The organism is Duganella sp. sic0402, from assembly GCF_019219065.1.
Lineage (GTDB): Bacteria > Pseudomonadota > Gammaproteobacteria > Burkholderiales > Burkholderiaceae_D > Rugamonas.
The window spans coordinates 1-14,703 of sequence record NZ_JAHUWK010000018.1 but is presented as its reverse complement, the minus strand read 5'-3'; the positions used below and the strand labels follow the sequence as shown (position 1 = coordinate 14,703).

General features: G+C 62.3%; 13 protein-coding genes. 11 read left to right on the top strand and 2 right to left on the bottom strand.

Annotated elements, in window-relative coordinates; genetic code table 11:
- Positions 1 to 6 precede the first annotated feature (6 nt).
- Complete coding sequence (locus KW842_RS26255; protein WP_218307102.1) at positions 7 to 1,110, top strand: L-dopachrome tautomerase-related protein; 1,104 nt, start codon at positions 7 to 9, stop codon at positions 1,108 to 1,110.
- On the opposite strand, the gene KW842_RS26250 is transcribed toward KW842_RS26255, so the two are convergent.
- Complete coding sequence (locus tag KW842_RS26250) at positions 1,107 to 3,089, bottom strand: monovalent cation:proton antiporter family protein (protein ID WP_218307101.1); 1,983 nt, start codon at positions 3,087 to 3,089, stop codon at positions 1,107 to 1,109. The two genes, KW842_RS26255 and KW842_RS26250, sit on opposite strands and share 4 nt — an antisense overlap.
- Before the next feature lie 127 nt (positions 3,090 to 3,216).
- Here KW842_RS26250 and KW842_RS26245 point away from each other — a divergent pair, with 127 nt between their 5' ends.
- From KW842_RS26245 to KW842_RS26200, 10 genes are all read left to right on the top strand, one after another.
- A complete protein-coding gene (locus KW842_RS26245; protein ID WP_218307100.1) occupies positions 3,217 to 4,206 on the top strand; it encodes an SIS domain-containing protein in 990 nt (329 codons plus the stop codon).
- Positions 4,206 to 4,739 carry an HAD family hydrolase gene (locus KW842_RS26240; protein WP_218307099.1) on the top strand — a complete coding sequence of 178 codons (534 nt, stop codon included), beginning with the start codon at positions 4,206 to 4,208 and terminating at the stop codon, positions 4,737 to 4,739. Before KW842_RS26245 ends, KW842_RS26240 begins: the two co-directional genes overlap by 1 nt.
- 12 nt (positions 4,740 to 4,751) lie before the next feature.
- Positions 4,752 to 5,345 (top strand): LPS export ABC transporter periplasmic protein LptC, encoded by a 594-nt coding sequence (lptC, locus tag KW842_RS26235; RefSeq protein WP_218307098.1) that lies wholly within the window; start codon positions 4,752 to 4,754, stop codon positions 5,343 to 5,345.
- 17 nt (positions 5,346 to 5,362) lie between these two features.
- The gene (lptA, locus tag KW842_RS26230) at positions 5,363 to 5,932 is read left to right on the top strand and encodes a lipopolysaccharide transport periplasmic protein LptA (protein ID WP_229223921.1); all 570 of its coding nucleotides are present in this window, start codon (positions 5,363 to 5,365) and stop codon (positions 5,930 to 5,932) included.
- A gap of 1 nt (position 5,933) precedes the next feature.
- Positions 5,934 to 6,686 carry an LPS export ABC transporter ATP-binding protein gene (gene lptB / locus KW842_RS26225; protein ID WP_218307097.1) on the top strand — a complete coding sequence of 251 codons (753 nt, stop codon included), beginning with the start codon at positions 5,934 to 5,936 and terminating at the stop codon, positions 6,684 to 6,686.
- A 6-nt stretch (positions 6,687 to 6,692) separates the two neighbouring features.
- Positions 6,693 to 8,165: an RNA polymerase factor sigma-54 gene (locus tag KW842_RS26220; RefSeq protein WP_218307096.1), complete on the top strand. Its 1,473-nt coding sequence runs from the start codon at positions 6,693 to 6,695 to the stop codon at positions 8,163 to 8,165.
- A gap of 77 nt (positions 8,166 to 8,242) precedes the next feature.
- Positions 8,243 to 8,599 carry a ribosome hibernation-promoting factor, HPF/YfiA family gene (gene hpf, locus KW842_RS26215; protein WP_218307095.1) on the top strand — a complete coding sequence of 119 codons (357 nt, stop codon included), beginning with the start codon at positions 8,243 to 8,245 and terminating at the stop codon, positions 8,597 to 8,599.
- 201 nt (positions 8,600 to 8,800) lie between these two features.
- Positions 8,801 to 11,695, top strand: a complete 2,895-nt coding sequence (locus tag KW842_RS26210; RefSeq protein ID WP_218307094.1) for a TonB-dependent receptor — start codon at positions 8,801 to 8,803, stop codon at positions 11,693 to 11,695.
- 10 nt (positions 11,696 to 11,705) lie between these two features.
- Positions 11,706 to 12,611 (top strand): alginate lyase family protein, encoded by a 906-nt coding sequence (locus KW842_RS26205; RefSeq protein WP_218307093.1) that lies wholly within the window; start codon positions 11,706 to 11,708, stop codon positions 12,609 to 12,611.
- A 9-nt stretch (positions 12,612 to 12,620) separates the two neighbouring features.
- Positions 12,621 to 13,685, top strand: a complete 1,065-nt coding sequence (locus KW842_RS26200; RefSeq protein ID WP_218307092.1) for an enoyl-CoA hydratase/isomerase family protein — start codon at positions 12,621 to 12,623, stop codon at positions 13,683 to 13,685.
- Here the strand turns inward: KW842_RS26200 and rapZ are convergent, their stop codons facing one another.
- Complete coding sequence (gene rapZ, locus KW842_RS26195) at positions 13,686 to 14,546, bottom strand: RNase adapter RapZ (RefSeq protein ID WP_218307091.1); 861 nt, start codon at positions 14,544 to 14,546, stop codon at positions 13,686 to 13,688.
- Positions 14,547 to 14,703 lie beyond the last annotated feature (157 nt).

Sequence of the window (14,703 nt, the reverse complement as noted above, 5' to 3'; positions counted from 1 at the left end):
CAGACCATGCATCTCAACCGCATTCTCGCCAGCCTTGCGCTGGCCTTTTCCCTGGCTGCGCAGGCGGCGCCGCAAGAGCGCCCTGTCGGCCAGGCCGAACCAGTGTTTACTTTCCAGGGTGCGATGCCGACCGGCGTCAGTGTCTCCGAGACCGGCCGCATCTTCGTCAACTTCCCGCAATGGGGTGATGAGGTGCCTTTCGGCGTTGCCGAGATCCGTGATGGCCGGCTGGTGGCCTATCCGAGTGCGGACGCCAACCGCGGCTTTGCCAGCGTGCAGAGTGTCGTGGCTGATGGCCAAGGCAAGTTGTGGGTGCTGGACACGGCAGCTCCCGGCTTTGCCGCGCCCAAGCCCGGTGGTCCGAAACTGGTCGCGGTCGATCTGCGGACTGACCAAGTGGTGCGAACAGTGGTATTTCCGTCCAGCGTGATCCTGCCGACCACCTATGTCAACGATGTGCGTTTCGACCACCGCACTGGCACTGCGTATGTGACGGATTCTTCACTCAGTGGTCCCGGCGCAATCATCGTGCTCGACCTGGCCAGCGGCAAGGCGACGCGCCGCCTGAGCGGCCACCCCTCGACCTCACCCGACCCGGCCTTTATGCCGGTGGTGGAGGGGGAGGCCCTGAAGGTGCGCAACGTGGACGGCAGCAGCCAGCCGTTCGCCGTGGCGTCCGATGGTATTGCCTTGTCGGCGGATGGCGCGACGCTGTATTACAGCCCGCTGTCCAGCCGCCATCTGTACTCGGTGCCGACCGCACTGCTGCGCGACCAGGCGGTAAGCGAGGCGCAGCTGGCGGCGGCGGTCAAGGATTTAGGCGAGAAGGGGGCTTCTGACGGGCTGGAGGCCGATGCGGACGGTGCAGTGTACGCCAGCGACTACGAACACAACAGCATCCGCAAGCGTGCCATCGATGGCAGCTGGAGCACACTGGTCAGTGATAGCCGCTTGCTGTGGCCGGATACGCTGTCAATTGGCCCGGACAGCTATCTGTACTTTACGGCCAACCAGTTGCACCGCCAGGCAAGCTTCCATGCTGGCAAAGACCTGCGTGAAAAACCCTATGGCCTGTATCGCGTAAAAATCGACGCCAAGCCAGCCTACTAGCGCAGCAGGCGCTGTTCGGCGCGGCTGACGGCTTCGGCCACGCCGCGCACCACCACCACATCGCCCGCCTGCAGCACCGTGTCGTCATTGACTTCGACGCCGCCCATGCCGCGCCGGATGCTGGCCACCTCGGCGCCCGAGCTTTCCACATCCAGCGAACCCAGCGTGCGGCCGATGCTGCCGGCGTTGCCGGTCAGCGTGACCGTGTGCAGCCGCTCCAGGTCGGCCTCTTCCTCGACATCGCTCATGCCGTGGAAATAGCCGCGCAGCGACGCATAGCGCTCTTCCCGCGCCGCCTGCACCCGATGCACCACCCGCCGCAGCGGCACGCCCAGCATCACCAGCGCGTGCGAGGCCAGCATCAGGCTGCCTTCCATCAGTTCCGGCACCACTTCGGCGGCGCCGGCTTTCTTCAGCTTGTCGAGATCGGTATCGTCGTGCGAGCGCACGATCACCGGCAGGGTCGGCGTCAGCTCGTGCACCTGGTGCAGCACTTTCAGCGCCGAGCGTGTGTCGGCATAGGTAATCACCACCGCCGAAGCGCGGTAGATGCCGGCCGCCACCAGGCTCTCGCGCCGCGCCGCATCGCCATAGGACACATGCGCGCCGGCGGTCTGCGCCACCTGCACCCGCTCCGGATCGAGATCCAGCGCGTGGTAGTCAATCTTCTCCTCGGAGAGCAGGGTCGCCAGGCTCTGGCCGCTGCGGCCGAAACCGCACACCAGCACGTGCTTGTTGTTCTTCATGGTGCGGCTGGCGATCTTGGTCAGCGCCAGCGATTGCATCATCCATTCATTGCTGGAGAACTTCATGACGATGCGGTCCGACTGCGCGATGATGAACGGCGCCAGCAGCATCGACAGCACCATCGACGCCAGCACCACCTGCACCACGTACGAATCCATCAGATGGTGGTCGGCCGCCAGATTCAGCAGCACGAAACCGAACTCGCCCGCCTGCGCCAGCGCCAGGCCGGTGCGCATCGACACGCCGTCCGACGAGCCGAACAGCTTGGCCAGACCGGCGATCAGCGCGAATTTCATCACCACCGGCAGCAACAGCAGCAACAGCACCAGCCACCAGTTTTCCAGCACCATGCGCAGGTTGAGCAGCATGCCGATGGTGATGAAGAACAGCCCCAGCAGCACGTCGCGGAACGGTTTGATGTCTTCTTCCACCTGGTGGCGGAATTCGGTTTCGGAAATCAGCATGCCAGCGACGAAGGCGCCCAGCGCGAGCGACAGGCCGGCGCGCTCGGTGATCCAGGCTGCCGCCATCACCACCAGCAGCAGGTTCAGCATGAACAGTTCCTGCGAGCGGCGCTTGACCACGATGGTGAACCAGCCGCGCGTGACTTTATGGCCGACCACGAACAGCAGGGCCAGCACCACCACCGCCTTCAGGCTGGCCCAGCCCAGCGTTTCCGCCAGCGCTTCCGGACGCTCGCCCAGCGACGGGATCAGGATCAGCAGCGGCACCACCGCCAGATCCTGGAACAGCAGGATGCCGATGATTTTGCGGCCATGTTCGGATTCCAGTTCGAGCCGCTCAGTCAGCATTTTGACCACGATGGCGGTTGACGACATCGCCAGCGCGCCACCCAGCGCGAAGGAGGCTTGCCAGGAAATTTGCAGGTGCGCCGGCAACTGGGTGGCCAGCACCCAGCCAAAAATCATGGTTGCGATGATAGTGAGCACTACCTGCGCCAGTCCCAGCCCGAATACGATGGAGCGCATCGCCTTGAGCTTGGGCAGCGAGAATTCCAGGCCGATCGAGAACATCAGGAACACCACGCCGAATTCGGCCAGGCCGTGCGTGGTTTCGCTTTGCTCGGCCAGGCCGAGCGCGTGCGGGCCGATCAGGATGCCGACCGTCAGGTAGCCGAGCATCGGCGGCAGGTGCATCATGCGGAAAGCGACCACGCCGAGGACGGCGCTTCCCAGCAACAACAGTGTTAATTCCAGAGGTGAAAACGTCATTTCAACATCGCCAGTAAAAAAAAGTTCGTTGTTTGCGGTGCGCTGAGCGCGTTATGTTGTGACTGGCAAGTTTTTTGCTTTCTCAATTCGGCTATACTTGGGCATGAGTGTAACCCATGAAAAAACAATGCTGAAAGTTTTTGATGCAAAAACGGCACTGCGTCTTGCCCGAGACACGCTGCAGAATGAAGCGGATGCCATCAATGCCCTGAACGCGCGCCTGGAAAATGACGATAGCGTGGTGCAGGCCATTTCCCTGCTGCTGAACTGCACCGGGCGCGTGGTCGTGTCCGGTATCGGCAAGTCCGGCCACATCGGCCGCAAGATCGCCGCCACGCTGGCGTCCACCGGCACGCCGGCGCTGTTCGTGCACCCGGCCGAAGCCGCGCACGGCGACCTCGGCATGGTCACCGCCGATGATGCCTTTATTGCCATTTCCTATTCCGGCGAGAGCTCGGAGCTGATGACCATCCTGCCGGTGGTCAAGCGCATGGGCAGCAAGGTCATCGCCATCACCGGCAAGCCGGGCTCCAGCCTGGCCACCATCGCCGACGTGCATCTGAACGTGGCCGTGGCCAAGGAAGCCTGCCCGATGAATCTGGCGCCAACCACCTCGACCACCGTCACGCTGGCGCTGGGCGACGCGCTGGCCGTGGCGCTGCTGGATCTGCGCGGCTTCAAGGAAGAAGATTTCGCCCGCTCGCACCCAGGTGGCGCACTGGGCCGCCGCCTGCTGACCCACGTCAAGGACGTGATGCGCAGCGGCGACGCGGTGCCGAAAGTGCGCGCCGGCGTCAAGCTGACCGACGCGCTGCTGGAAATCACCCAGAAGGGCATGGGCATGACCGCCATCGTTGATGCGGACGACAAGCCGGTCGGCGTGTTCACCGACGGCGACCTGCGCCGCATGATCGAGAAGGTGCAGGACTTCAGCAAGGTGGTGATCGGCGACGTGATGCACGCCAACCCGCGCAGCATTTCGCCGGAGAAGATGGCGGTGGACGCGGTGGCCGTGATGGAGCAATACCGCATCAACCAGATGCTGGTGACCGATGCTGACGGCAAGCTGGTCGGCGCGCTGCACATCCATGACCTGACCCGCGCAAAAGTAATCTAATGAGTGATTTGATGACCTATCTGGAACGCGCCGCGCGCGTCAAGCTGATGATCTTCGACGTCGACGGCGTGCTGACCGACGGCAGCCTGCATTACGGCGCCGACGGCGAAGCGCTGAAGACCTTCAACGTGCAGGACGGCCTGGGCATCAAGCTGATCCAGGAAGCCGGCATCCAGACTGCCATCATCAGCGCGCGCACCTCGCCGCAGGTGATCAAGCGCGCTGCCGATCTCGGTATCAGCCATCTGCACCAGGGCGGCCACGACAAGCTGACGCCGTTCAACGCGCTGCTGGCCAAAACCGGCCTGACGGCCGAACAGGTCGGCTTCATCGGCGACGATGTGGTGGACCTGCCGATCCTGGCGCGCGCCGGCTTTGCCGTCGCGGTGCCGAATGGCCGCAAGGAAGTGCTGGAGCGCGCCCACCACACCACGGTGGCGTTTGGCGGCAAGGGTGCCGTGCGCGAAGTGTGCGAACTGCTGCTGCACGCGCAGGGCAGCTATGAGCGCGTGATGGCGCAGTTCCTGGTCTGATAGGATACGAGCATGCGTAAAAGAACAGCACACCGGTGGCAACTGACGCTGATCATGATGGTCGGCGTGTTCGTGGCCGTCGGCAGCTTCTGGCTGGTCCAGGTGGTCAACCAGGCCGGTCAGGGCGCAGGCGCCGACAAGTTCCGCGAAGAGCCGGACTACATCATCGATCGCTTCAGCACGGTACGCATGAACAAGAATGGCCAGCCGGCCTACATCGTGTCCGGCGACCGGCTGACCCATCACCCGGTCGGCGACACCTCGGTGATCGACAAGCCGTTTGTGCACAGCCTGACGACCGACCAGCCGCCGATGAATATTCACGCGCAGACCGCCTATGTCGACCAGAACAATACGCGGGTGCGGCTGGATGGTAATGTGGACGTGGTACGCCCTGCCACCAGGCAGGCGCAGGAGCTGCGCCTGAAGACCAGCACGCTGACCGTGTATCCGGACGAGGAACGCATGGAAACCACGGCGCCGGTGCAGATGCTGGCCGGCACCTCGACCGCCACCGGCACCGGCATGAAAGCCAACAACGCGACCCGCCAGATCGAGCTGGGTGGTCGCGGAACGATTACGATGCCGCCGCGCGCGGCAAAATGAAGGAAGCAATGATGAAGATGAACAAACTATTACTCTCGGCCGTGCTGGCGCTGCTTGCCTGCGTGGCGCAGGCGGAGAAGGCCGATTCCAACAAGCCGACCGAAATCACCTTTGACCAGCTGGACGCCGATGACGTCAAGCAGATCAAGACCTTCACCGGGAACGTGGTGCTGACGCGCGGCACACTGCTGATGAAGTCGCCGAAAGCGGTGGTCACCGAAACGCCGGAAGGCTATCAGCTGGTGGTGCTGCACAGCGCGCCCGGCGTGCAGGCGACCTTCCGCCAGAAGCTCGACGGTCCCGGCGATCAATGGATGGAAGGCCAGGCCGACCGCATCGAATATGACAGCAAGACCGAGCTGGTGAAGCTGTTTGCCAAGGCGCAGATCAAGAAACTGGAGGCTGGCAAGAATGCCAGCCAGGTCGATGGCGAATTCATTTCCTACGACAGCCGCAAGGAATTCTTCGCGGTCAAGAACACGCCGACCGGCGAAACCAAACCTGGTGGCGGCCGCAGCACGATGGTGATCCAGCCATCGTCCAAGCTGGCCACGCCGGCCACCACGCAGCCTGCGGCGGGGAAATAAGATGGAGCCATCCTGCGGTAGCACCCTGATCGTCAAAGGCCTGCAAAAAACCTATGGCAAGCGCCAGGTGGTGCATGATGTGTCGCTGCAAGTGGAATGCGGCGAAGTGGTTGGCCTGCTGGGTCCGAACGGCGCCGGCAAGACCACCTCGTTCTACATGATCGTCGGCCTGGTGCCATCGGACGCAGGCAGCATCGATATCAGCGGCGCCGATATCTCTTCGCTGCCGATCCACCGCCGCGCGTCGATGGGCTTGTCCTATCTGCCGCAGGAAGCTTCGGTGTTCCGCAAGCTGACGGTGGAAGAAAATATTCGCGCCGTCCTCGAAATCCAAAAAGTGGACGGCAAGCCTTTATCCAAGGCGGAGATTGATGAACGGCTGAATACCCTGCTGGCCGATTTGCAAATCGAAAAGCTGCGCGAGAACCAGGCGCTGTCGCTCTCCGGCGGCGAACGCCGCCGTGTCGAGATCGCGCGCGCACTGGCGACCAACCCGCGCTTCGTGCTGCTCGATGAACCTTTCGCCGGGGTCGACCCGATTGCCGTGATTGAGATCCAGCGCATCGTGCGCTTCCTCAAAGAACGCAATATCGGCGTCCTCATTACCGATCACAATGTGCGCGAGACGCTGGGTATCTGCGACCGCGCCTACATTATCAACCAGGGCTCGGTGCTGGCATCAGGCCGTCCGGACGACATCATCGCCAACGAGTCGGTGCGTCGCGTCTATCTGGGTGAACACTTCCGCATGTAATTTTCAATGAAACAGTCTTTGCAACTGCGCACGTCGCAGCATCTGGCGTTGACGCCCCAATTGCAGCAGTCGATACGGCTGCTGCAATTGTCGACGCTGGAGCTGCATCAGGAACTCGAACAGCTGCTGACCGATAACCCGCTGCTGGAACGCCTGGACGATCCGCTCGACCATTCGCTGCGGCTGCTGGCCGATGGCGCGATCAACCAGCAGGCGCCGGCAGGCGAAGCGCCGGCCGAAGGTCCGCCGGGCGATGCGCCTGCGGCGGAAGCCGACAGCTACGACGGCCCCGCCGCCGATACCGAAAGCACCACCCCCGACGCCGATATGGACTGGAGCGATTCCGGCCGCAGCAAGAACAGCGATGACGAAGAGGCGCGCCCGCAGCTGGAAGCGCATCACTGCACGCTGCGCGAACACCTGATGGAACAGATGCGCGTCACCGTGCTGGAAATGCGCGATCGCGCGCTGGTGGAGCTGATCATCGACGCGCTTGATGAGAACGGCTACCTGGAAGAATCACTGGAAGAGATTCACGCGCGCCTGCCGGAAGAACTGCAGGTCGAAATCGAAGAACTACAGACGGCGCTTAGCCTGCTGCAAAGTTTCGATCCGCTGGGCGTGGGCGCGCGCAACGCCGCCGAGTGCCTGGCGATCCAGATCAAGCGCTTGCCTGGTGTGCCGATGGTGACGCGGCGCATGGCGCTGGCCATCGTGGAAAATCATCTGGCCTGGTTTGCCCAGCGCGATTTCAACAAGCTGAAAAAGGCGCTGCTGTGCGACGACGAAGATTTGCGCGAAGCGCAGACAGTGATACGACTATGCAATCCGCATCCCGGCGCGGCCTTCGCGTCGGACGTGTCGGACTACGTGGTGCCGGATGTGATCGTGAAAAAATCGCGCACCGGCTGGCAGGTCAGTCTGAACAACGATGTCATGCCGCGCCTCCGCGTCAACGCCATGTATGCCAACCTGCTCAAGCAGGGCAAGGGCGAAAGCGCGATGGGCGCACAGCTGCAGGAAGCCAAGTGGCTGATCAAGAATATGCGCCAGCGCTTCGACACCATCCTGCGCGTGGCGCAAGCGATAGTAGAAAGACAAAAGAACTTTTTCTCGCACGGCGCAGTCGCCATGCGCCCCCTTGTGCTTCGCGAAATTGCTGATACACTGGGTTTACACGAGAGCACAATTTCTCGTGTAACAACTCAAAAATATATGCTGACCCCGCACGGCATGTTTGAGCTGAAATATTTCTTTGGTAGCCATGTCGCCACCGAAGCTGGCGGGGAAGCAAGTTCGACGGCGATACGTGCCTTGATAGTGCAATTGACAGGAGCTGAAGACCCGAAAAATCCTTTATCCGACAGTAAGATTGCGGACATGCTGGGAGAACAGGGCATGGTGATTGCGCGGCGCACTGTTGCCAAATATCGCGAAGCGCTCAAAATCCCTCCAGTCAGTCTCCGCAAGTCTTTGTAGTTACTTGGTTCCTGCGCGCCCGGCAGCAAGGGGCAACGCACTAACCGTAAGCAGCGACATTATCTTTAGGAGTGTGTATGAATCTGACCATCAGTGGACATCATCTCGAAGTGACCTCGGCTATTCGCGAGTACGTGCAGAATAAACTGGAGCGCGTCACACGCCACTTTGATCAAGTGATTGATATTGCTGTCATCCTGACCGTAGATAACCTTAAAGAGAAAGATAAACGCCAGAAGGCTGAAATCAACCTGCGTATGTCCGGCAAGACCGTCTACGTAGAAAGCCTGTCGCAAGACCTGTACGCCGCCATCGATACGCTGATCGACAAGCTGGACCGCCAGGTGATGAAATACAAAGCCAAAGTTCAGTCTTACGGGCACGATGCGATCAAGCATATCCCGGATAGCTACGAACCCGCTGCCGCCACCTGACGCAGGTCCCGGCACCACCAACTAAAGGGCGCATGAAAGCGCCCTTTTTTGTTCTTGGGTTGATAAACGATTTCCTAATGCTTGGCAAGCTGCGTTGGCGTTTACGCAACGTGTGGTAAATCCTTATAGTGTTATATGGATGAAAATGATTTAATGAATTAGTTAAACGTTTTCCAAATAACTATAAAGAGAGACTATACGATGAAAAATTTAGCCATTCGGCCGCTGAGCGCGGCCATTGCCTTGCTATGCCTGTCCAACGCCTGGGCGCAGGACGCCGTTCCGGCCGATGCCAATACGGTAGTGGTGTCCGGCATCCGCAAATCGTATGCGGACGCAGTCAACATGAAGCGCGACACGCTGGAAATCACCGACAGTATTTCCTCCGACGGCCTGGGGCGCTTTCCGGACCTGAATGTGGGCGAAGCCATCCAGCGCATTCCCGGCGTGCAGCTGAACCGCGAGGCCGGCTCGCGCAACGCCACCATCAACCTGCGCGGCCTGCCCGGCACGTTCGCGCTGACGACGATTAACGGCATGTCGTTCGCGCAGCCGGTGCTGAACGGCTCGACGCCGCTGGGCGCGTTCAACTCGGATATTTTCAGCGCGGTGACGGTGCTGAAAAGCCCGACCGCAGCCGAGCAGCCGGGCGGTCTGAGTGGCAATATCGACCTGCGCATCACCTCGGCGCTGGCACGCAAGGACGGCGGCGCCATCGCCATCGGCGACGAGTATGACGAGCTGGGCCACCTGACCACGCCCAACGCCAACGTCTCGTGGAACAAGCACTTCGGCAAGGATCTGGCGGTGTTCGGTGTCTACGCATACAAGAAGGAAGACTTCCGCCGCGACTCGACCCAGGTGCAGGATTACGACCAGCTGACCGCAGCCAATCTCGGCATCACCCAGGCGCAGTTCGACGCGCGCTATCCGAAGTCGGAATACGCCAAGGGCATTCTGTTCCCCGGCCAGATCCGCCAGACCGTGACCGCCAATACCGGCGCCACCCATAGCGGCGCGGCCGGCGTCGGCTGGCGCATGAATGGCGAGACGCGGCTCAACCTGACCGGCTATTTCAGCGACCGCAAGCTCGATTCGTCCAACCAGTATTTGAACTATATCGATCCGACCGCGAATTCACCGATCACCAATCTCGGCCCGATCTTCACCATCGACACGCCGACCGGCAAGCAGGCGATGATCAACTCCTACGACTACGCCAACGCCAGCATCACCGATTCGCTGCGCTCGGCGCCGCAACGCCAGCGCACCCACGGCCTGAGCGCCGACGTCGATTGGGAAAACGACGAGTGGCACTTCAACGGCGCGGCGCACAGCTCGCGCGCGGAGAACCGCCAGGACCAGCTGTCGATCGACATCGTGCAATCGGCGCGCACGCTGCCCGGCTCGAATGGCACGTATGGCCATTACTATTCGGGCGGCGAGGATCTGAAGAACTCGGTGCTGACGCTGTTCACGCCGACCGTCAGCCACATCAATCCGGGCCCGTACGACCAGCGTCCCGGCACCTCGGTCACGCAGGCGCGCAACAACGGCAACGACCGCTTCGGCGTGACCGGCACCAATGGCCGCGCGCTGACCTCGGTCGACGCCTTGCAGGTGTTTGCCGAGCGCAGTTTCGAGGAAGGCTTCTTCAAGTCGGTCAAGGCCGGCTTGCGCGCCGAGCAGAATGATTTTGTCTCGACCGGCACGCGCAACACCGCGCAGGGCATCAACTTCGCGGCGATCCAGCCGTCGCTGGCGATCAGCAACCCCTATGTGGCCAGCTTTGCCGGCGGCTATATTCCCGGCTACACCAAAAACTGGGTGGCGGTGGATATTCCGGCGGTGCTGAACGCGGTCAAGCCGGTCACCGTGCTGCCCGGCCAGACCTTGACGCCGTATGGCCTGGTCAACAACGACGCCGACCCCGGCTTCTCCTCGTATAACTTCTCGGTCAAGAACCGCATCGCTTCCGGCTATGTGTCCAGCATCTGGGGCAGCAGCCTGTTCGGCGTGCCGCTCAAGGGCAACCTGGGTGCGCGCTACGAAACCACACGCGAAACCGTGGACTCGCTCGATACCAGCAACGTCACCGTCACCATTCCCGGCGGCACCAAGGTGGTCACTACCCGTACGCCGCGCCAGTTCGAGCAAAGCTATCGCAACTTCCTGCCGTCGCTGGTTGCCAAGGCTGACCTGAGCGAGAAGATCGCATTGCGTGGCGCGGCCTATCGCACGTTTGTGCGGCCGCAGCCGCGCGATATCACGCCATCGACGGTGGTGACCGAGCCGGCGCTGGGCACCGCCACGCCGACCTATAACGTGGTGCTGGGCAGTGCCGACCTGAAACCGTACACCGCCAATTCCTTCGACCTGGCGCTGGAGTGGTACAACCGTCCGAACGGACTGGTGGCGCTGACCGTGTTCCAGAAAGATGTGAAAGGTCTGGTTGGTCCTGTACGCGATGTGAATCGCCTGTGCCCGGCCGATGCGACCGCGCTTGGCCTGGGCCACTTGAGTATCGTCGGCAATAACTGCCTGAGCGATATCCTGGTCAACGTCGGCACCGCCGAAGCGCCGTCGATGCAGCCGGCGCGGGTGGTGATCACCGGCCAGACCAACCAGCAGAAGATCAAGGTCAATGGCGTGGAATTCAATGTGCAGCAGAATCTGGATTGGCTGCCGGCGCCGTGGAATAACCTGGGCGGCGCCTTCAACTATGCCTACACCACCATCAAGGGCCGCAACGACGACGGCTCGGCGGCGACGCTGCCTGGCGTTTCCCGTAATAATTACAACCTCATCGCTTACTATGAAACCAGGCAGTGGGGCGTGCGCGCCGTGTACAACTACCGCGACGATTATGACCTGGCGGCAGGCGGCACCTTCAACGGCGCGGCGCGTTCGGTCAAGGCGCGCGGCCAGCTGGATATGTCGGCCAGCTACACGTTTGCCAACAACTTCAAGGTGTCTTTTGACGCCTTCAATATGAGCAACTCGATGCGCGAGGAATACGAGGGTTCTTACCTGAAGCCGCGCCGTCTCGATGTGGATGGCCGCACTTACCAGCTCAAGCTGAGCACGACTTTCTGACAGGAGCATCATGAAATTATTTATACCGTTATTGCTGGCTGTTGCTGCACCGCTCGCGCAGGCTTGCGATGCGCCGCCGCCTGCGCGCAGCGATATCGAAGCCAACAGCTATTACTCCGACAAAAACCATTCGGTGATCGATCCGGTCAAGCGCGCGCAGAATATCGCCAACACCAAGCCGGTCGAGGACTTCCTGATCCATGTGGCGCAGGACGCCAACGGCCGCGACGCCGGCTGCGCGCTGAGCTGGCTGGCCAATTGGGCGGAGCAGAAGGCCTTGCTGGGCAAGATGTCCAGCGAACAGGCTTTCTACGTGCGCAAGTGGACGCTGAGCGGCATGGCGCTCAACTATGCGCGCGTCAAGCCGCAGGCCACGCCGGCGCAGCGCGTGCTGATCGAAGGCTGGTTCAAGTCGCTGGCCGACGCCACCATCGCGCATGCGGACGCCAAGAAAGGCACGCGCAACAACCACTACTACTGGGAAGGGCTGGCGGTGACGGCGACCGGCGGCGTCACCGGCGATGCGCGCTATCTGGACTGGGGCCGCAAGGTGTTACAGCATGCGCTAGGCCAGATGGCGCCGGACGGCGCGCTGCCAGCGGAAATGGAGCGCGCGGTGAAGGCGCTGCATTACCAGGTCTACGCGGCCACTCCGCTGGTGATGATCGCCTCTATCCTCGACGTGCGCGATCCGCGCCTGGACACGCTGGTGGCGTTCACGGTAGCTGGTTCGGCAGATCCGTCCGGCATCGCGAAGCGCACCGGCTTTGAGCAGGAGCCGGTCGGCAGCCGCGAGGTGACGACCATCTACAACCGCCAGGTCGGCAAACCGCCTCCGCCGGCCGGCAAGGCCTTGTGGCAGCCGCGCCTCGGCGGTTCGCTTGACGTGCCGAATCCGCTGGAGCATCTGAAGTAGAATGTTCGCATGAGCGAATATATCCACACCAGCGTTAGCAACGGCACTGGCTTGATCGTGCTGGACCGGCCCAAGGCCCTGAACTCACTGTCCCTCGACATGGTGCGCGCGATCACGCAAGCGCTGCTGGCGTGGCGCGACGACGCCAGCGTCGCTGCGGTGCTGGTGCGCAGCAGCAGCGAGAAGGCGTTCTGCGCCGGCGGCGACATCCGCTTTTTCTACGAAGCGGGGCGCAGCACGCCGCAGGGTGGCAGTGCGCTGGTGGAAGACTTCTTCACCGAAGAATATTCGCTGAATCATTTAGTCCATTTTTATCCCAAGCCTTACATCGCGTTGATGGATGGCGTGGTGATGGGCGGCGGCATGGGCATCGCGCAGGGCGGCGTGCGTATCCTCACCGACAAGACCAGGATGGCCATGCCGGAAGTGAATATCGGCCTGTTCCCGGACGTTGGCGGCAGCTATTTCCTGTCGCGCGCGCCCGGCGCACTGGGCTACTATCTGGGCGTCACCGGCGTGACCATCGGTGCCGCCGATGCGCTGTACGCGGGCCTGGCCGACCATTACGCGCCGACGGCGGACCGTGCCGCGCTGGACGCCTTGCTGGCAGCCACGCCGGGCGCCGCCTTGCCGCAAGCGCTGCAAGCCTACGCCGCCGCGCATGACGCTGGCGGCAGTACGCTGGCGGCCAACCGCGCCGCCATCGATCGTCATTTCAACGCCGGCTCGGTGCCTGACATCGTCGCTTCGCTGCAGGCGGATGGCAGCGAGTTCGCGCAGGACACGCTGGCGGTCATGGCCAGCCGTTCACCGCTGATGATGTGCGTTACGCATGAATTGATACGGCGTGGCGCGGCGCTGGACGTGCCGGCCTGCCTGCGTATGGAGCGCGCGCTAGTGCGCCGCAATTTCGAAAACGGCGAAGTCATCGAAGGCGTGCGCGCGCTGGTGATCGACAAGGACAACGTGCCGCAGTGGAACCCGTCGACGCTGGGAGCGGTCACGCAGGAGATGGTACAGGCGATGTTCCGGCCGGTCTGGCCTGACTATGCGCACCCGCTGCGCCATCTATGATTATTGCTCGCGGTGGCGCAGGACGACGCGCTCCTTGGCGTTGAAGTAGGCCGCAAGTTTTTCCGCCATGTAGACCGAGCGGTGCTGGCCACCGGTGCAGCCCAGCGCCACCGTCAGATAGCTGCGGTTGTCTCCCTTGAAGGAGGGCAGCCATTTTTCCACGAAGGCGCGGATATCGTTCAGCATCTCGCCGGCGCTGGGCTGGGCGTCGAGGAATTCGATCACCGGGGCGTCGCGGCCGGTCAGCGGGCGCAGCGCCAGGTCGTAATAGGGATTCGGCAGCGCGCGCACGTCAAACACAAAGTCGGCGTCCATCGGCACGCCCAGCTTGAAGGCAAACGATTCAAAGAACAGCGTCAGCGGCGCATGGTCGGCCAGCACCAGGTCCTTGACCCAGGCGCGCAGCTTGTTGGCGCTCAGTTCGGAGGTGTCGATGACGTGGCCCAGTTGCTGGATGTGCGACAGCCGTTCGCGTTCCTCCAGGATGCATTCGATCAGCGTGCGGCGCGCGCCGGGATTCTGGCCGGGGCGCAGTTCGTGCGACAGCGGGTGGCTGCGGCGGGTTTCGGAGAAACGCGCCACCAGCGAGTGGGTGTTCGCGGTCAGGAACATCACTTTGACGTCGTGGCCGGCTTCGCGCAGCTTTTCCACCACACCGGGCAATGAGGCTAGCGACTCAGCGCTACGGGCGTCAACAGCGACGGCCAGTGCTTGCAGGCCTTCGTCAGCCAGCGTCTGGACCAGGCTGGAAAGCAGGGCGGGCGGGAGATTGTCGACGCAATAATGTCCCGTGTCTTCCAGGACGTTGAGAGCGACGGATTTGCCTGAGCCGGAGATGCCGGTAATGAGTACGATGCGCATAACTGCGATGATACCATCGTCAATTAGTCGCCGCTCATCGCCTGTCGTTGGTGGAGCGGGGAATTCGTGGAGCGCAGCTCCGCGCCAGCGTAACGGTCGTGCCCTGCAAGGCACGACTCCTTGGCAACATGAAGGCGTGGGCGGGGCTAGTCCCCGC